This window comes from Roseofilum sp. KMC-1, assembly GCF_057802075.1.
On sequence record NZ_CM173605.1, the window covers coordinates 1,601,942 to 1,620,522 of the forward strand.

The window sequence follows — 18,581 nt, forward strand, 5'->3', positions numbered from 1 at the left end:
ATTAGTTTGAATTTAATAACGGTGATTCTTGTTTCGCAACCCTTCTGTAGAGTCGGGCAAAAAATTGCCCTTTAATCTCCCAATCGTAGACTTCACGCACCCGTTTTTGTCCAGCTTGTCCTAATTTTTCTCTGAGTTCAGAGTTTTGGGCCAGTTGCTTCATGGCCTCAGCAATCCCAGTGACGGCTTGATCCGGATTCAGAGCTGGTACTTTAATCCCAGTTTCCTCGGTAACCTGAGTATTCGGCCCTCCCAGAGCTAAACAGATAATTGGCCGACCCGCAGCCATGCCTTCCAGACAAGTCCATCCCCCAGAATCATGTAAACTCGGATGCACCAGAACATGGGATTGTCCCAGTTTCTCTAGGCTTTCATCGCGGGGACGTTTGCCCCAAAATTTGATCCGATCGCTTACTCCCAAACTCTTGGCTAAGTCCTCCAGTTTTTCCCGGTCTGGCCCATCTCCCAACAGCCAATATTCGGCATCAGGTAAATTAGCCTGGGCAAAGGCACGGACAGATAAATGATACCCTTTCCAGTGCAATAAGCGCCCTAGGCTGATAAAGCGGATGGGAGAAGTAGGAGGTTCGCCTAGAGAGGCTAACCGGGTCATTTCGGCTTGGGAGAGACCGGCTTCTGAATAGAGTTCTATTTGGGAAACGGGCATATTTTTAACCCGCAGAGCCGTATCTTCTGTAGTTACCAGGGCGATCGCGCTCCGTTTAGCCGTCAGCCGGGTAAAGGGGTCTCTTTCCCCGATTTTTTGGGCAATATCCCGCGCCGTTTCATATAATTTGGCTTTAAAGCTAAAATCGCGCCAAAACGGTTTAGGAGCCGCTTCTCCGCCACCTATGGGGCCCCAAATAAAGGGGACGGGTAATAGACAGACTAAACTCGGCGACCAAAACTTAACATAAGTCACATGACGCACCACATCTAACTGCACTTCTTGATGCAAGCGACGAGCTTCTTGATAAGCTAAAAGTTGCCACAGGTAATAATGCAGTTGCAGCCCCCCTTGTCGCCCCTTAAAATTTTCTTTCCAGTCGAAAGGTTCCACATAGCGAAAGTGTAAATTAGGGATAGGATTGCGCTCTAATTCTGCCTCAATAGCAGGTTGACAAAACTTTCGGGTAATCACCCAGACGCGATCGTGTTTTGCGGACTCAACGGCTGCATTCCAACCGACTCCTTCCTCAGAACCTTGTCCCGGTTCGCAAGCAAATGCTGATAAGAGAATTTTCATAAGCTTTATCTCTAAGTTTTATTTTCTTTTTCCAGCACTTTCTCCACTTGACTGGCTAAAAACAATCCCGCTTTTTGAGCATTATGTTCTACCATCAATTCCTGGGATTTTTGTCCCATCTTTTGGATTAACTCCGGATGGTCGATTAATTCCATCATAGCTTGGGCAAACTTTTCCGGTTCATAGGGATCGATGATATAGCCATTTTCTCCTTCAACCACCATTTCCGAAGCTCCAGCCCATTTAGAGGAAATAATCGCTTTTCCAAAGGCCATCGCTTCTAACAGAACGACACCCCAAGTATCTTCTAAGGTCGGAAAGATAAACACATCTGCTCCCTCAAAATAAGTGCCCAGATCGCCATAATTTAACCAACCGGTCCATATCACTTGTTGTTCTAGCTGATGGTCTTTAACAAATGCTTCCAATTCGGCTCGCTGTTCTCCGTCTCCGACCAAAACCAGGCTATACTCAGAATAGCCGCGATCGCGCAGAATGACACAAGCTTGTAATAAATATTTTACTCCCTTACGGGGCACAAGCAATCCCACACATAAAAAAATCGGAGACTTTAGGGCTAAAGATTGAGATCGATTTTCTGAACGATTTTGTAACAGGGTTTGAGTATCGGGAACCATATAGGGGCGGGCGGATATGTTGTTGGCATCTACCCCTAAAACTTCAACTAAATAGTCTTTCCCTCGGCGAGAATTAGAAATAAAAGTATCCATAAATTGAGTCATCCAGCGCCGTAAGTTAGACCGCAGAGGACTATCGCGAAAGTCTACATTCGGAGAACTGCTTTCATAGACTAAGATCAGCTTCCACTTGCCTATGGGTTGGAGGGCGATCGCTAATAAAGTCCAGATGGAGAAACTACTCACAAAAACCACCTGGGGATGATACTTGAGTAACGGAAACACCACAGTTGGCGAGACAAGAATAATCCCTCGATTGTATCCAGATTCTACCGTTTGAGTCTCCCGAAAACGATATTTACCAATAAGGGTAATAACTTCCGCCCCCGGAGCATCTGGATCGAATCCCGGCCAGGTTTGACTGGTGTAGAATTTGGTTTGAGGATAAATTTTTGTGAATTCTTTTAAAACCGGTTGCCAATAAGCGCCCCTTCTCACGGCAGGGACTAACCAGGCGATGCGAGTGTCCATAATATTTTTGGCGATCTATCAATCATTAATGGAAATAAAGGATTAATTTTTTTCAGGATTTAAGCATCCTGGTGGCGATCGAAAAATTTCGGAAACAGTAATTTTCGATAGGGCAAAATCCAGAAAAGCGGCCATAAAATTCCCCCATGCCGTTGCATGAGAATTTTCCACTCTTCCCAAGGTTGTAGGGTAACACTTTGTAGGGCTAAACCTTTGGGCCTCTCAATATTTTTTAACCCTTGTTTCAGCTTAGGGGTATTGGCCGGATCGGGTTTGGGGTTTCTGGCACAAGTCCCTAAATACCCTGGGGTAATCCAAACACTACATCCTTTTTGTTTAGCTCGCAAGCCATAATCCCAATCTCCCGCATAATGGGTAAGATCGGGATCGAGATTTCCCACCACAGCAGTGATTTCTTGGGGAATTAAGACGATATTGCCACACATGAGATCGCAAGGTTGTGCGGTATCCGTGGGTTTGACGGGGGAACACTTAAAGGGAGGATACCACCATCCCCGTTGCCGATATCCTCCATAAGTCCATTCTTGAGTATCTGGATCTTGGGTCGATCCGGCGATAATAGAGCGGGGTTGGCCGCGATCGCTTACTTCTTGATGAGTGTCCAAAAGGGTGCTAAGACTATGGGGGTAGAGAAGGGTGTCATCATTGAGCCATACATAATAATCATGGCCCACTTCTAGAGCAGCAGCAAAGGCTTTCCGCATTCCTCCGTTCCAAAATAGGTTACCATCTCCTTGCAGGATCTTGACTTGAGGATAGGTTTTGGCGATCGCCTCTGATGTGCCATCTGTACTGCCATCATCGACTAAGTATACGACCAAAGAAAAATCAGGAGCTAAATCTTGACTAAAAAGCGAGTCTAAACTCTTTAATGTTTTATCTTTGCGGTTGTGGCACGTCAGTAAGACCGCTATGGTTTTACAATTCATAACATTTTGATTAATAGCTTGCCATGTCATAGACATCAGCACTATTATAAAGGTACTTTACTCACTTCTGTATCGAAAATCTATATTCTTTCTTTAGATTGGAACTACAGACGACTATAAGCCCAAGTGAGTTTTTTCATTTCTTGGAATAGTTCATTTAAACAGGAGTTAATCATCATGATCGGTCGAGCAATACAGCTAGTAAAACAATTGATAACCGATCCCAGTTCCTATCAAGATTTATCCAAACGAATTCGAGATGAAAAACTCATTGAAAAGTTTGTCAGCAATCCTGACTTTCCCTTTTTTGTTAGTTTTCCCAGAACAGGCAGCCATTGGATGCGCTTGATGATGGAGTTGTATTTTGAACGTCCTTCTCTAGTGCGAGCTTTCTATTTCAAAGATAGCCAAGATTTCATGACCTATCATACCCACGATCTTGATCTGGATGTCTATCGTAAAAATGTCATTTATCTCTACCGAGATCCGGTTCCCACCATTTATTCTCAATTAAACTTTTATCAGGAAAGTACCAGGGATCTTAATCGGATTGAATATTGGTCAAGCTTGTATGCCAAGCACCTGAGTAAATGGCTCATTGAAGAAACCACCAGTGAGAAAAAAACCATCCTCAGATATGAAAACTTGAAAAAGAATATTGCTGAGGAGTTTTCTAAAGTTACTGCTCATTTTGGCGAAACCTTAGATTCCCAAAAACTCCAGGATATTCAACAACGAGTCTCTAAAGAAGAAGTGAAGAAAAAAACCTATCACGATCCACGGGTAATTAGTCGTAGTGACAACTATGAAGGATCGAGAGAAGAGTTTCAGGAAAATTATGGCAATCAAGTTTATGAATATGTGTTCAATCACAATTCAAAACTAAAAGACTATTTTTAACTGTAGTCAACCATGAAAAAAAACATACAGGTCTTGATTGCCTTCTGTATACTGTTAGGTGTTTTTTTTCGTTTCTATCATCTGGACACCAAAATCTATTGGTTGGATGAAACCTTTACCGCTTTGAGAGTTTCGGGCTATTCAGCAACGAAGTTAGTCGAAGTTTTACCTAAGAATCAAATTCTGACTATAGAAGATATTCAAAGCTATTATCATCCCAGTCCAGAGCGCTCCTTTTCAGATGTTGCCCAAGCTCTAGCTAATAATGCTGAACATACCCCCTTATATTTTGTCATGCTTCGCTTTTGGCGTGGGTGGTTGGGTAGTTCAGTTACAGCAACCCGTAGTTTATCAGCAGTCATTAGCCTGTTAACTTTTCCTTGCGTTTATTGGTTGTGTCTTGAGTTATTTGAATCCTCCATAACGGGATGGATGGCAATGGGTTTGCTCGCCATTTCTCCTTTTCAAGTCTTATATGCTCAAGAAGCCAGACAATATAGTTTATTGGCTGTAGTTACCTTATGCTGTAGTGCTGCTCTTTTAAGAGCCATACGCTTACAAAATAAATCCCCTACCTGGACAAAACTTAAGAGGTACAGTTGGGGGATTTATGCAGCTAGTATCGCGTTAGGGTTATACACCCATATTCTCTTTGCCTTAGTCTTATTTGCTCATGGAATTTATTTCTTGTGCTTAGAGGGATTTCGATGGACTCGAATCTGGAAGCCTTATATCGTAGCAAATATCATAGGCGCAGTAGCTTTTACTCCCTGGATTATTGTGATTCTTCTGAATTTTAAGGCGATTCAAAATACAGTCACTTGGCAAGCAGAATCGGGTAAACCTCCCCTGAATTTTTATCTTAAAAGTTGGCTGGGGAATACAGCTAGACAGTTTGTGGACTTTGGCTTGAGTTCAGATACGGCATCACTAGCCCTGAAATTGTTTGTTCCCCTGATGCTTAGTGTGGTTTTTTTAGTGATTTATGCTTTGTATTTTACCCAGAAGACTACAGAGAGAAAAACTTTTTTGTTTGTGTTGACACTCGTGGTTATTCCCTGGTTGGTTCTGGCTATCCCAGATTTGGTTACTGGGTCTACAAGATCCAATATTCAACGTTATATTATTCCCACTTTTCTAGGAATACAACTGGTAGTCGCTTATCTTTTGTCCGTTCAGATTAGTTCTCCTAAGCGATATCAAGCCAATCTATGGAAAATGATAACTATTGGGTTATTCTCTCTGGGGATGATCTCTTGTGGCTTAAGTTCTCAATCCCAAGATTGGTGGAATAAACGGGCTGACTCTCATAGTTTAGAAGTGACGGCTATTGTCAATAATAGTCCTAACGCTCTGCTGATGACGAAAAGTCATCCAGGAATGCGTTTGGGAGTTCTTAGCTATAGACTCGATCCGAAAATAAAGGTATGGTTACTAGATGATGATTCGATCCAAGTTCCCAAAGGGGATGAGGATCTGTTTCTCTACGATCCTTCTCCAGACCTGATGAAACAAATTCAGTCGGTTGATGAATTGGCTTTAGAGCCAGTCAGTGAAAGCAAAAATCCGCGTACTGGTCTGAATTGGTTATGGCGTTTAAATTGGGTCTAAATCTGAGACGATGAAATCTTTTATGCAACGCCTACTCTCAATTTTAAAACCTTACCTACGATGGTTTATTGTGGGGGTGGCGTTGTTTTTCCTTGCCAAAGCTTTCAAAGATCATTGGCAGGAAGTGCTGGCAATTCGCATCAGTGGCTGGGGATGGATTAGTTTGGCGATCGCCCTCCTGATTACAATCATCGCCCATATCTGGTCAGGCTGGATCTGGGGCTGGATTTTAGCTGAGTTTAACCAACGAGTTAAAGCCATTTGGAGCATTCAAACCTATCTAATCACCAATATTGGTAAATATTTGCCCGGTAATGTCTGGCATTTCTATGGTCGCATTCGAGCCGCTCAAAGTGTGGGTGTTCCAGGGGCGATCGCCATCCTCAGTACCCTGATGGAACCCCTGCTGATGGCAGCCTCCGCCCTCATATTAGCCGCAGGTGCGAGTCCCCAAAGTCGAGGACTCTTACCAACAGTGATTTTAGCCAGTGTTTTGATAGGCATTCATCCTCGGATTTTAAACCCGATTCTGACTTTTCTCTCGAAAAAGAAAGCAAAAGGAGAACTCGCAGCCCAGGAGCAACCCTCAGCGCAGTTAAAACGCTATCCCTTAAAACCCTTACTCGGTGAAATGGGATTTCTGTTGATTCGCGGACTCGGATTTTTATTTGCCCTATCCGCCCTATCGACCATAGAAATAGAACAAGTGCCCCCACTTATCAGTGCCTTTAGTTTCGCCTGGTTACTCGGTTTAGTCATTCCCGGCGCACCTGGAGGTTTGGGAGTCTTTGAAGCCACAGCGATCGCCCTCTTGGATGGAGCCTATCCACCTGCTATTATCCTCAGTGGAGTTGCCTTATATCGGGTCATCAGTGTATTAGCAGAGGCGATCGGCGCTCTACTCGGCTGGCTTTATCAACACTTTAGTCTCAAGAACCCCTAATCCTATGAACGCTTCCCCCACTCTGCCCACCGTTGAAACCCCCCCTAAGCCCGAAATTTCCGTGATCGCCCCCATTTATAACGAAGTCGAAAGCTTACCGTTGCTGGTAGAGGCGATCGCCAAAATACTCCCCACAACCCAACGCACCTACGAACTCATCTGTGTCGATGACGGCTCCAGCGACGGTTCCACAGAACTTTTAACCCAACTCGCCCAGAAAACCCCCCATCTCAAAGCCGTCATTCTTCGGCGAAATTACGGTCAAACCCCAGCCATGGCCGCCGGATTTCAATACGCCCAAGGTAATATCTTTATTACCCTCGATGCTGACCTTCAAAACGACCCCGCCGACATCCCCCTCCTCCTAGAAACCATCGAACAAGGCTACGATCTCGTCAGTGGTTGGCGCAAACAACGGCAAGATGATGCAGTCACTCGGCTCCTACCCTCCAAAATTGCCAACTGGATCATCGGCAAAGTCACAGGAGTCCAACTCCATGACTACGGATGTTCCCTCAAAGCCTATCGCGCCGAAGTCGTCGCCGACATGAATCTCTACGGAGAACTCCACCGCTTTTTGCCCGCCCTAGCCTTTATCGAAGGCGCTAGAATCACCGAAATACCAGTACGCCACCATGCTCGACAATACGGCAAAAGCAAATATGGTCTTGGCCGCACCTTCCGAGTTTTAATGGATTTGCTCACCGTTTGGTTTATGAAGAAATTCCTCACCCGACCCATGCATATCTTTGGCTCCATGGGCCTACTCTCCATGTTTCTCGGATTCCTGCTGGGAGTCTACCTCACCATTCTCAAATTGGGTTTTGGCGAAGAAATCGGCGGCCGTCCCCTACTCATTTTAGTCGTCGTCCTTCTCTTGACTGGGATACAGCTCTTTTGCTTTGGTCTGCTCGGAGAACTGCTCATGCGAACCTACCATGAATCCCAAAATCGACCCATCTATAGAGTCCGAGCCGTTATTCACCAGTAGCCCTCCTCTCCTCACTTATACGGATGATTCCAAACGACATAGGGTGATTGACCCCTCACTTCAGTATTTTTCCAGAATCAACTACTTAAGCATACCCAGAAGCTCATGGACTTCTACATGGGAACTTCAAATCAAAAATACCCAATCCCTCTGATGCGAAGACCCCTCCCAGAGGGCTATCGTAGAGGAAAGCAAAGAAAAGACTATACAAACTAATCAAGTCAGTTAGACCGTTCTAGGAGACCCAATACCATGACCTCTCAATCTTTATCTCAAATTACTAAAAGAGTTAGCACAGTAGCAGCCGGAGCAGTAGCCTCCACCCTAGTTGCCAGTATGTTCGCTCCCTCAGCCTCCGCCAATCCCTTAGCCTTTGAAAGTGAAATTGACACAGGTTTTGGTTGTTTGGAAGAATGCCTGAACACACCGATTGCAGGATTTATTCAAAGTGTCACCGCTCTAGGTTGGAAAGATGCAGAAACGGGTGCAACTCAGTACAGCCGACTGTTCTTGGATTCCTTAGAAACTCGCAACACCTACACCAATGGTGCAGAAACCGTCACGTTTTCTAATGGTGACAGAGGAACCAATACACAAGGATACTGGTTCCGCCCCGTTGCTCCAGCAGAAGAAGGAGGACAGCTTGAAGTTGGGATCTTTGAGTTCGTCTTCACCAAAACTCTGGATAAATTAACCATTGATTTCTTCGATTCCGAGCGTCAAAACCAAACTGGGGTACTTGCAGTCAATGGTAACACCAGTCAGAAGAGATTACTTAATGATGCTGCTGGTGACGCACGCGGCAACTCTAGTATGAACACCTTGGAATTCTTGAATGTCAACTCAATTACTCTCAAGTTGGGTATGGACTATGCTAACAGCTCAGGTGACGGTGTGAACTTCCGGATGAGAGAATTCAATCAAGTGATTGAAGCTGTTCCTGAACCTTCTAGTATTCTCGGTCTAGGCTTGTTAGCCGGAATGGGTGGTTTAGGCTTACGCAAACGTCAGGCTAAATAGAGAAGTCTGGAGTGCTAGATCAAGCTCCGCCTTCCTCTCTTCCTAAGAAGATAACTCAATAAATCCTATAATAGCCTCCCTCTAGCAAGGGGGGTTATTTTTCATTTAAGACAAAGAAGCATTACGGTACTGCCGATTAGCACTCATTGCTATATAGTCAGAATTTTTAACTTCATTGGCCACTACACCTAAAAGACGAGCATGAGATATCGTTAATTCTTCTAAGGATTTTCTCACCAGGGATTGATCTGTTTTCGCAAGACGGACAACTAAAATCACACCGTCAACCCGTGCTGCCACTAAATGACCATCCGCTAAACCCACTAAAGGTGGAGTGTCATAGATAACTAAATCAAAAAAGCCTTGTAGCTGTCCCATCAAATACTGCATTTTTTGGGATGACAAGAGTTTAATGGGATCGGGAACCGTTTGTCCTGCACTGAGAAAGAAAAGATTTTCTTCCAGGGCCGATTGCTGGATGACTTCATTTAAACTAATATAGTTGGCGATCGTATCGCTCAATCCTGCTTGATTCTGCAAACCCAATGCTTGATGAAGTTGAGGTAACCTTAAATCTGCATCAACCAATAAAACCCGTTTTCCCATAGCTGCCGCTGTTTGAGCTAAATGCAGGGCAATTGTAGACTTACCATCACCCGCGCTAGGAGAGCTGACCACTAAAGAACGAATCGGCTGATTCTTGCCCATCAGAGCAATATTCGTGTACAGAGAACGAAAAGATTCTAAGAAAGAAGCACTGTACTCTGGCTGGATGATTAGAGGTATAAGGTCAGAAGTTGACCGACTGGTGAAATAACGGCGAATAGGTTTAGTTTGCCCCTTTTTCAAGCTAGGTGCTAAGGGAATAACACCTAACAAATTCAGTTTTGTAAAAGACTTCACATCTTCAGGAGTATGAAAAACTGGGATCAACACCTCGACTAAGAAACCAACACCGATACTTAACAGGGTACTCACAACCATTAACACAGCTAACTTCTTACGAGTTTCTTTAACGGCCATAGAAACCGGCTTTCCTTCGGCATTACTCACCACTTTTGGAGGATCGATGATTTGCCAAGGAATTTGGATTTGAGCATCATCTATTTTTAAGGATTCTAGGCTATATAACAATTTCTTATAATTTTCAATCGCAAAATCAAGTTCTCTTTTGATTTCATCATACTTTCGTGTCGCCAATGGCCAACTCTGAATAGTATTATTTAGATTTTCTTCTGCTTCTAATAAAGGGTTTAATTTGGCTTCCAAGGCTTGCACTTCATTCTCTACTTGAAAAACAATTGCTTCAGCTTCTTCGCGCAACCTTATATTTAATTCTTCTTTTTGCTCCCTTAAAATTTGCATGGGAACACTATTGTCAGTTAATTGACTAGACGTAGTAGCAATATCTGATTCTAGTTGTTGATAATTCTTGAGAATAGTCACGTAAGTATTCGGAGAATTACTTAAAATAAATACATAATTTTCCTGATCTAATTGTTCTTTTATGGTTTGATAAAGATGTTTTTTTTCAAACAGTTGAGTTTCAACATTTAATCTTTCAGATCGTAAATTACGAAGACTAATTGAAAGTTCCTGACTTTGGGAGTTAGGCTCAATAATATTGTAATTTTCCCTTAATTCTTGAAGGCTATCTTCAAGACCTTTAACCCTTTTTTGCTGATCTGGAAGATTAGATTTAATAAAACTAATTCCTTGTTGAATACTCTTTTTTCGTTCTTGAACACTATAATCAACATAGCCTTGAGCAACCTGATCTAAAATAAACTGAATTTTCTCAGGATCTGAGTCTGTATAGCTCACTCGCACAAGAGATGTTCCTTCTGTTTTTGCATCTTTTTCATAAGTAACTCGCATAGTCTCTAGTTTACCAATTAATCCATTGTAAGTCATATTTGGATATTTGACTTGAATTTTTTTTAGCAAAGGATCGAGCATATAAGGACTTTTCAAAACCCTAATTAAACTCTCATAGTCTACGAGACTGATATCTAATCTTCCTTGTCTAACAACTTCTTCTGAATTTTGAGAGATTAAGGAAAGTTGAGCTACTCTTGATTCCGCAGTAAATGGCTCAACTAATAGCCGAAATGACCCTTCATAAATAGGTACAATTTGACGAGATTGCTTAACAATCAAACCTCCTGCTAATGCAGTTACACTAACGGCAACTACTGCCATAATTGGAAGTCTTCTGGCAAAAACAGATAAAATCCAATTGAGATCTAGTTCTGATTTTTGTTCCAAAAAAGAGTCTTGGGAATGATTACTTAATGAATCAAAGTCATGATTTAAATTTTTGGAGTATATATTGGGCTTAGAATTGAAATTCATGATTTAAAAATCAGTAATAGTAAACCATCAACGATTGCGAATATAACCTAATATTTCCAAGGCATTAATCAATTCACGAATTGGTGTAGCTAAGTTCATAAATTGATCGACAGTGCCAATAAAATCAATGAATTTAGCTAATCCTGAACGACTGAGAATAATAATATCACCATCTTTCAGAGGCGGATTAGTATCTGGATTAACATTAGCCGCTAGATCGACCATTATTTCACGCTTAGAAGCTGTACCATCCCGATTAAAACGAACTAAATCAACTGAACTTTGTCGAACTCTCCGATTAATAAATCCATCGGCTGATAACAATGCTTGATTCATAGGTGTATTTAAAGGCACAGATATTTCTCCAGTTATATTACTGATGTTGTCCAGTTTATTGCCAACGACAAAAACCGTTATTTTGTCAGGAGATAAGCTAGTCTGTCCAAGTTCAATGGCTTCATTATAATTGATCTCGTCTAGGGCTGGAATAACAATAGTATCTCCTTCTTGAACAATAGTATTCTGTGTTGCATCTTTCCCTTGCACAAAATCCCATAGATTGACTTTGAAGGTAATTGAATTTCCTTGATGAGTAGGGCGATAAATCTCAATATGGCGCAGATCGGCTTTTTGTGTAATTCCCCCTGCGCTACGAATGGCCCAACTAACGGTTGGCCATCCACCCGGCCTGAGATCCGATCGCGAACCTCCTCCAATCACAACATAATCCCCTGGTATTTGCACTTCTCCCAGAACAGTAATGTTCCGAGGTTGATCCGCAGGTATAGCAAAGTTCAGACTAGCCAGTTGAGTTACTTCTGCCAGATTGATGCGATCGAGGGGAGGGACAAAAACTGCATCTCCATCCTGAAGAATTAAAGAATCAATGTTCTGACCCTTTTCTAGCAGTTCCAGAACATTGACAGGAATAACTTGCTTTTGATTTCCAGGTAGAGAACGATGAATTTGAATTTCACGCAGATTAGCCGATAACGTAACTCCACCAGCAGCTTTCAATACTTGGGGTATTGTGGGATACTGAATTCTAGGTTGAGAGCCTCTACCACTATCAAGCTCAACAGGGTAGACTCCAGGATACTGCACTTCACCGATAACATTAACCACTACCGGTCGGACTTCCGTTAGAATTACAGTCACAAAAGGACGCTTTAAAATAGGAGCATACTCTCTAGTGATTTTTTCTGCTAGTTCTTGTTGAGTCAAATTAATCACATTAATAGGTTGAATCCAGGGTAGATTTAGCATACCACTAGGAGTAATCAGGAATTCTCCGCCATATTCAGGTGAACCTAAAATGTCTATGCGGATTCGATCTCCCACTCCCAGTCGATAACTGTTGACTTCACCCACTCTAAGATTGAAATCTTGAGAAATTTGATAAGTAGAAGTTCTTACCATAGAGGGATTGGCCAAGTTAGATTGAGAATAAGCTGGACTCAACCGAGACAATTGTTGAAATTGTACTATTGCTAAAATAACAACTAGACGCAAATTTTTATTTCTTGAAAATTTCAACATACAGATTCTTGTAGATGTACACTCTACAGTCCGTATACACTATTCTACAATAACATGATAGCTTACTTGAAAATATATAGCTAATTTCTTATGAAAGAATTAATACTTGACCCTATTATTTTACTTCTTCTCTTAGGTTGCTTCTCAATATATCTGTTTTTAATATTCTACTGGAGTGACAGTTATTTTTTTCAAACAAAAGGAATTTACTGGTTTTCTTTTTTATTTATTGTTGTTCTTTGTGACTTTCAGATTTATCCAATATCCCTCCTGCAACCCTTGCAATTGCTCAATGAAAATATAGGGCCTATTCAATTAGGTATAAATTTGGGTTACTATAGCCTTTCATTTTTAATTCTGAGATACTGGTTTATCAAGGTTTTAGACAACAGTATTTCATTAATGTCTAATAAGTTCTTAGGTGTTTTTATGATTATATCTTTTCTATCCATTTTATGGTCAGACACTCCATTATCTGCAACAAAATATGCATTAGTGATGTTACAAGTCACTCTTTTTGCTGTTCAAGTTGCTCAAGAATATAGTTGGAAAGAATTCATCAATCTTTTAAGGTGGAGTACAACATTTATATCCATACTAAGTGCTTTTTATGCGTTAACAAAACCTTCTATTGGAGTAGTTGCAAAAGGTTGGCAAGGGGTTATGAGTCATCCTAATCGGTTAGGTGTGGTACTAGCATTAAATGTAACCTTATGGTTATTTCATGCTCTCTATTATCCGAAACAACGAATCCTAGGAATTAGCCTAGCATTTTTTTCCCTTTATGTCAGGCAAAATACAAATTCTGCTACCAGTTTAATTCTAATTGTATTACTTTTCACTTTATTGGGATGCTTGAATTTTTTAAAGAAATTACCTTATAAAGCTGCTTTTGCTGGTGTTCTCATGTTTATACTTGTTGCCAGTTGTATTGGGTTTTTGGTAGTTGAAAACTGGAATGATTTTTTAACTTCTTTAGATAAAGATCCAACGTTAACAGGGCGAACCATTGTTTGGCCACAAATGATAGAACGAGGATTAAAAAGACCCATATTAGGTTATGGGAACCATAGCTTCTGGCAAGACTGGCGGGGTGAAGACAATCCAGCCTATGGTATAGTCTCTGATAATGGATGGGTTCCCCCCCATGCCCATAATGGTTTTTTAGAGCTTTTTCTGGAATTTGGATTAGTTGGATTAACTGTTTTTCTATGTGCTTTTTTAGGAACCATATCGATATCTATAAAATATATGATTTCTAACTCTACACCTGAAGCTCTCATACCCCCTATGATCCTCACATGGATGATTATTCCAAATATTACAGTTAGCAGTTTGTTTGAACCTACTTTGATTTGGTTTATTTATATCATTATCAATATTCGGTTAGGCTGCGATCTAAGAAATAGTCAAAAATAATTTTCGATCTTGAAAGATAAATAAATTTTTCATTTTTTTGTTTTTTTAACAAGATCGTGATAAGATTACGAAAAGTAAACAATATTTTTTTTATAAAATGTAAATCTATGGACTTAAAAAAACAAACGATTACTGGTGTTATTTGGTCAGCTATTGAAAAGTTAGGCAATCAACTCATTTCATTTATTGTTTTTTTTGTACTAGCTAGATTATTAGGGCCAGAATCGTTTGGCTTGGTTGCTTTGGCTGATGTATATTTGGTCTTTCTACAAGTATTTACAGATCAAGGATTTAGCCAAGCTATCGTCCAGCGTCAAACGTTGGAAGATGAACATTTAAATACAGCATTTTGGATTAATTTAGTCATCAGTATTGGCTTGACCTTGATGACATTGGTTGGTGCAGGTTGGGTGGCTGTTGCTTTCAAAGAACCTGATTTAGAACCGATTATTCGGTGGTTATCTTTAGCTTTTATTTTTTCTGCATTTAATGGTATACAGCAAGCTATTTTTACTCGTCGTTTAGCTTTTAAAGAATTATCTTTACGCTCTCTGGTTGCTCAATTATTAGGGGGAATTGTAGGCGTATCGATGGCGTTTATGGGATTTGGAGTTTGGAGTTTAGTCGGTCAACGATTAGTGAATCAGTTTGTAGGAATTCTGGTTTTATGGTGGGTGAGTGATTGGCAACCTAAATTGAGAATATCTAAAAGCCATTTTGATGACTTATTTGGTTTTGGTGTAAACATTTTAGGGATTAAATTCTTAACTTTTTTTAATAAAAGATCGGATGACTTTTTAATTGGTTATTTTTTAGGCCCGGTTGCTTTAGGATATTATGCGATCGCCTATCGTTTATTAAATACAGTAACAGTCTTAATTACTACTATGACTCAGGTGGGATTTCCTGCCTTTTCTAAACTTCAAACTGAACCAGAGAAACTGCGTTCGGCCTTTTATCAAGGTACTCAATTTACTGCCCTTATTTCCTTCCCATTGTTTTTGGGCTTATCGAGTTTAGCGCCTCAAATCCTTCCTGTCATGTTTGGGGAGCAATGGTATCCTAGTATTCCTGTCATGCAAATCTTAATGATCATTGGAGTTGTGCATTCTTTGGGTAGTATTAATACAAATATTATATTAGTGATGGGCAAACCAGATTGGGCATTAAAAGTCAATATCGTTAATGCTATTAGCAATGTTGCTGCATTTATCTTAGTTGTTCAATGGGGAATTGTTGCCGTTGCTAGTGCTTTTGTTATTCGGGGCTATTTAATTCCTCTTCCTACATTTACTCTGATGGTTAAGAAACTCATTCAAATTAATATGAAAACTTATTTTGATCGCTTGATTCCAGCTTTATTGGGTACAGGAATTATGATAGCAGCTATTCTAGGGAGTCAAGCAATTGTATCTCCCTATCTGGGCTTACATTGGACTCTAGGGATCTGTCTGCTTGTTGCTCCTATGGCTTATGGGATAACGATTCGATTGCTATTTCCTGCATTATTCAATCAAACTTTAGATTTGTTCCGATCGCTGAAATCAAGCTAATCATGATTTTATTCTATCAAATAAAAGAAGCTACCCAAGTTATTGGGAGTATGGTACAATGGTTGAAAAGTAAAAATTAAATCAAGTCATGTCAAGAACAAACTATATCAATAAAGTCATTCTCTGGCCTTATCGTAAAATTGCCCTCAATTACCGCAAGCTCAGAAATCGTTTTTATCCCACAGAAAAACTATGGGAAAAGTCCCAAGCTAGTGAAGTGGAATTTTGGGATGAATATATAGCGACTCAGGGACTGGGGAAATTCCAGGATAAATATAAGGAAAAACTCGATCCAACATTGCCTTTGCAACCGGAGATTGCTAATTGCTTAGATACGCTGGAGTCGAAAGCAGAAGGGTTTACGATTCTTGATGTTGGAGCTGGCCCATTCACGCCACTGGGCAAAGTTTATAAGGATCAAAAACTGAAGATCGCAGCTATTGATCCTTTAGCTCGTGAGTATGATGTCATTCTCGACAAATATAATATTACTCCTCCAGTTAGAACTCAGTTTGGAGTAGGAGAAAAGCTGTTAGATTTATTTTCTGCGGAAAGCTTTGATATCACTTACTCCAGAAATGCTTTAGACCATAGCTACGATCCATTGACGGTAGTCAAAAATATGTTTTCTGTCGCCAAGAAAAATGGCTTTGTTGTGCTAATGCATCACAAAAATGAAGCGGAACAAGAGCAATATCAAGGTTTACATCAATGGAATTTTGATGAGCAAGATGGGAAATTTGTGATTTGGAATCAATCGTCCAAATATAATGTTACTGAAATTTTTAGTTCCGAGGCAGAAGTTCAGTGTTATTATGATGGTAATTGGGTGGTAGCGACCATTAAAAAAATTTAGTATAACCTTAGTCGTTGCTATTAAGAGATCGCAGAAATAATTGAGGATCAATCCCATGGATATATACCCTACTCGATCTATTTTTTTGGGAGGTTGCCCCCGTTCAGGAACGACTCTTTTACAGAGTCTTTTGGGGGCACACCCAAAAATTGCTTCATTTCCTGAATCCCATTTATTCCAGAATCTACGAATTCGATACCTGAGTCGTTCACTCGGTTTAGCCTCAATTAAAGGAAAAAAACAACTGAATTGGTTTTTAGAGGAAATTGGGCAGCCAGAATTGAAGTCTAAACTTTCCCCTTTTCCTCTGTTTATCAGTCAATATGTTTCTATATTTAACCAAGCCCTCAATCAAGCGACTGAAGAGCAGGGTAAATTAGTGTGGCTGGAAAAGTCGCCGGAACATATTCGTTATATTCAGCTTTTTGAGCATTTAATTCCTGGGACTAAGTTTATTCATTTGGTGCGGAATGGTGGGGATGTGGTGGCTTCTCTATATGACGTTTCCCACAATCACCAACGTAGAGATATTTGGGGCGATCCTTGGACGATTGATAAGTGTGTGAAAACTTGGATAGATTCGGTGGAGTTTTCTCGCCATCATTTACATAAGCCTAATCATATTTTGATTCGCTATGAAAAACTGGTTGCCGATCCAGAAAAAGTATTAAGCCAACTCTGTACTTTTTTGGGTTTAGAATTTGATGCGGTGATGCTGACTGCCTATGGTCAAACGGCTCGGAAAGTCGTACGTCCAGATGAGACTTGGAAAGCATCTGTGGACGCTCCAATTAAGAGTGCTAATGGCAAAAAATTCTATGAATTGTTTAACCCAGAAGAGCAAGATTATATCCTAGAAAAATTATCGGTGATGAACCTGGAGGATTTAGAGGTTAAAAATAATCATGCTTATGTCTAAGAAGTTTTAGCCTCAACGGGGGTATTACGGAAGGTTTTGGGCCAATGAAAAACGATCGCCGGATTTCCCCATTCCCGAATGGCTTTGCGAGCCACTCTCCGCCCTGCTGGGGGAACAGTGGCAATGATTTTGAGGTATGTTAATCCTTGGCGATGGAGGGATTGATCGAGTAATTCTCTTTCGTAACAGCGTTGCCAAACCTCAAAGGCTTCAGTTTGGTTACCGTAATCAATCCAAGTGTCTGAGAGCCAGAAATAACCTTTTCTGAGTAATTGTTGTCGCTTGGGAGTGAGTAATTGGGCTGAGGCTAACCGGTTTTGTGCGAGTTCTAATAATTTTTCCCGACAGGTTAAATAGTCTCCTCTTGCTTTGGATTGGGAGCCAATGGTATCACTATGGGACATTCGCCAATAACAGTCTGGGGGAGAAAAATATTGATACTTCAAATTGAGGATTAAGGCTCGTAGGTGCTGATCCCAATCTTGTCCTGTAATTAGGGTTTCATCCCATAATCCTAGCTTTTCTAGGGCACTTTTGCGCCAAATGGGACTGGTGGTTTGCCAGGGTACGTCATTGGCTAAGAAGCGATCGAGGTCGTTTTCTGGGGTAATTGTATTCCATAATAAGGCAGTATCTCCGGGGCGATCGCGAAATAAAATACAGCCGAATACACCAAAATCGAGTTCTGGATATTTTTCCATCTGCTGAAAACGGTTTTCTAGGGCGCTCGGAGCCAGACAATCATCAGAATCGAGGAAAATAATATAGTTTCCTTGGGCAAGTTCAAAACCTTGGTTGCGACAAGCGGGTGCGCCACGGTGGGGGCGATTGCGCTTAACATAATGAATGCGCCGATCTGCCTCTTTCTTATTCGTTACATATTGTTCCGTCCCATCCGTAGATCCATCATCAATCACCCAGGCTTCCCAATTCTCAAAAGTTTGTGCTTGTACCGAATCTAAAGTTTGACTTAACAACTTTTGGCGGTTAAATGTGGGAATAATAATAGAAATATCCGGATTTTCGAGCATATTCAGCTTACCTTTATTTTCCTTGCAAATAAAATCAGATCGCAGACAAAGAGTATAGTATAATAGTCTAGATTCGATC

The 18,581-nt window shown here is 40.9% G+C and carries 15 protein-coding genes; 9 read left to right on the top strand and 6 right to left on the bottom strand.

The window, feature by feature from the left end:
• Nucleotide 1: 1 nt before the first annotated feature.
• The 3 genes from AC3FZD_RS07435 to AC3FZD_RS07445 are packed head-to-tail and all read right to left on the bottom strand — an operon-like array spanning nucleotide 2 to nucleotide 3,401.
• Complete coding sequence (locus AC3FZD_RS07435) at nucleotides 2–1,246, bottom strand: glycosyltransferase family 4 protein (protein ID WP_488739518.1); 1,245 nt, start codon at nucleotides 1,244–1,246, stop codon at nucleotides 2–4.
• Between the two features lie 11 nt (nucleotides 1,247–1,257).
• Nucleotides 1,258–2,415, bottom strand: coding sequence for a glycosyltransferase family 4 protein (locus tag AC3FZD_RS07440; protein ID WP_488739519.1), 1,158 nt, complete (start codon nucleotides 2,413–2,415; stop codon nucleotides 1,258–1,260).
• Nucleotides 2,416–2,474: 59 nt separating this feature from the next.
• Complete coding sequence (locus tag AC3FZD_RS07445) at nucleotides 2,475–3,401, bottom strand: glycosyltransferase family 2 protein (RefSeq protein WP_488739520.1); 927 nt, start codon at nucleotides 3,399–3,401, stop codon at nucleotides 2,475–2,477.
• Between the two features lie 141 nt (nucleotides 3,402–3,542).
• Here AC3FZD_RS07445 and AC3FZD_RS07450 point away from each other — a divergent pair, with 141 nt between their 5' ends.
• From AC3FZD_RS07450 to AC3FZD_RS07470, 5 genes are all read left to right on the top strand, one after another.
• The gene (locus AC3FZD_RS07450) at nucleotides 3,543–4,265 is read left to right on the top strand and encodes a sulfotransferase domain-containing protein (protein ID WP_488739521.1); all 723 of its coding nucleotides are present in this window, start codon (nucleotides 3,543–3,545) and stop codon (nucleotides 4,263–4,265) included.
• 12 nt (nucleotides 4,266–4,277) lie between these two features.
• The gene (locus AC3FZD_RS07455; protein WP_488739522.1) at nucleotides 4,278–5,876 is read left to right on the top strand and encodes a glycosyltransferase family 39 protein; all 1,599 of its coding nucleotides are present in this window, start codon (nucleotides 4,278–4,280) and stop codon (nucleotides 5,874–5,876) included.
• A 10-nt stretch (nucleotides 5,877–5,886) separates the two neighbouring features.
• Nucleotides 5,887–6,819, top strand: a complete 933-nt coding sequence (locus AC3FZD_RS07460; protein ID WP_488739523.1) for a lysylphosphatidylglycerol synthase transmembrane domain-containing protein — start codon at nucleotides 5,887–5,889, stop codon at nucleotides 6,817–6,819.
• A gap of 4 nt (nucleotides 6,820–6,823) precedes the next feature.
• Complete coding sequence (locus AC3FZD_RS07465) at nucleotides 6,824–7,810, top strand: glycosyltransferase family 2 protein (protein ID WP_488739524.1); 987 nt, start codon at nucleotides 6,824–6,826, stop codon at nucleotides 7,808–7,810.
• Nucleotides 7,811–8,062: 252 nt separating this feature from the next.
• Nucleotides 8,063–8,830 carry an LEVG family PEP-CTERM protein gene (locus AC3FZD_RS07470; protein ID WP_488739525.1) on the top strand — a complete coding sequence of 256 codons (768 nt, stop codon included), beginning with the start codon at nucleotides 8,063–8,065 and terminating at the stop codon, nucleotides 8,828–8,830.
• 105 nt (nucleotides 8,831–8,935) lie between these two features.
• Here the strand turns inward: AC3FZD_RS07470 and AC3FZD_RS07475 are convergent, their stop codons facing one another.
• Entirely contained in the window at nucleotides 8,936–11,185 is a 2,250-nt protein-coding gene (locus tag AC3FZD_RS07475) for a GumC family protein (RefSeq protein WP_488739526.1), read from the bottom strand.
• Nucleotides 11,186–11,212: 27 nt separating this feature from the next.
• Nucleotides 11,213–12,604 (bottom strand): polysaccharide biosynthesis/export family protein, encoded by a 1,392-nt coding sequence (locus tag AC3FZD_RS07480; protein ID WP_488739527.1) that lies wholly within the window; start codon nucleotides 12,602–12,604, stop codon nucleotides 11,213–11,215.
• 210 nt (nucleotides 12,605–12,814) lie between these two features.
• Here AC3FZD_RS07480 and AC3FZD_RS07485 point away from each other — a divergent pair, with 210 nt between their 5' ends.
• The 4 genes from AC3FZD_RS07485 (at nucleotide 12,815) to AC3FZD_RS07500 (ending at nucleotide 17,471) form a co-directional block, all read left to right on the top strand.
• Nucleotides 12,815–14,143 carry an O-antigen ligase family protein gene (locus tag AC3FZD_RS07485; RefSeq protein ID WP_488739528.1) on the top strand — a complete coding sequence of 443 codons (1,329 nt, stop codon included), beginning with the start codon at nucleotides 12,815–12,817 and terminating at the stop codon, nucleotides 14,141–14,143.
• Between the two features lie 107 nt (nucleotides 14,144–14,250).
• Nucleotides 14,251–15,696, top strand: coding sequence for a lipopolysaccharide biosynthesis protein (locus tag AC3FZD_RS07490; protein WP_488739529.1), 1,446 nt, complete (start codon nucleotides 14,251–14,253; stop codon nucleotides 15,694–15,696).
• An 88-nt stretch (nucleotides 15,697–15,784) separates the two neighbouring features.
• Nucleotides 15,785–16,552, top strand: a complete 768-nt coding sequence (locus tag AC3FZD_RS07495; protein WP_488739530.1) for a class I SAM-dependent methyltransferase — start codon at nucleotides 15,785–15,787, stop codon at nucleotides 16,550–16,552.
• Between the two features lie 55 nt (nucleotides 16,553–16,607).
• A complete protein-coding gene (locus AC3FZD_RS07500) occupies nucleotides 16,608–17,471 on the top strand; it encodes a sulfotransferase family protein (RefSeq protein WP_488739531.1) in 864 nt (287 codons plus the stop codon).
• Here the strand turns inward: AC3FZD_RS07500 and AC3FZD_RS07505 are convergent.
• A complete protein-coding gene (locus tag AC3FZD_RS07505) occupies nucleotides 17,468–18,502 on the bottom strand; it encodes a glycosyltransferase family 2 protein (protein ID WP_488739532.1) in 1,035 nt (344 codons plus the stop codon). The genes AC3FZD_RS07500 and AC3FZD_RS07505 overlap by 4 nt on opposite strands.
• Between the last annotated feature and the right edge of the window lie 79 nt (nucleotides 18,503–18,581).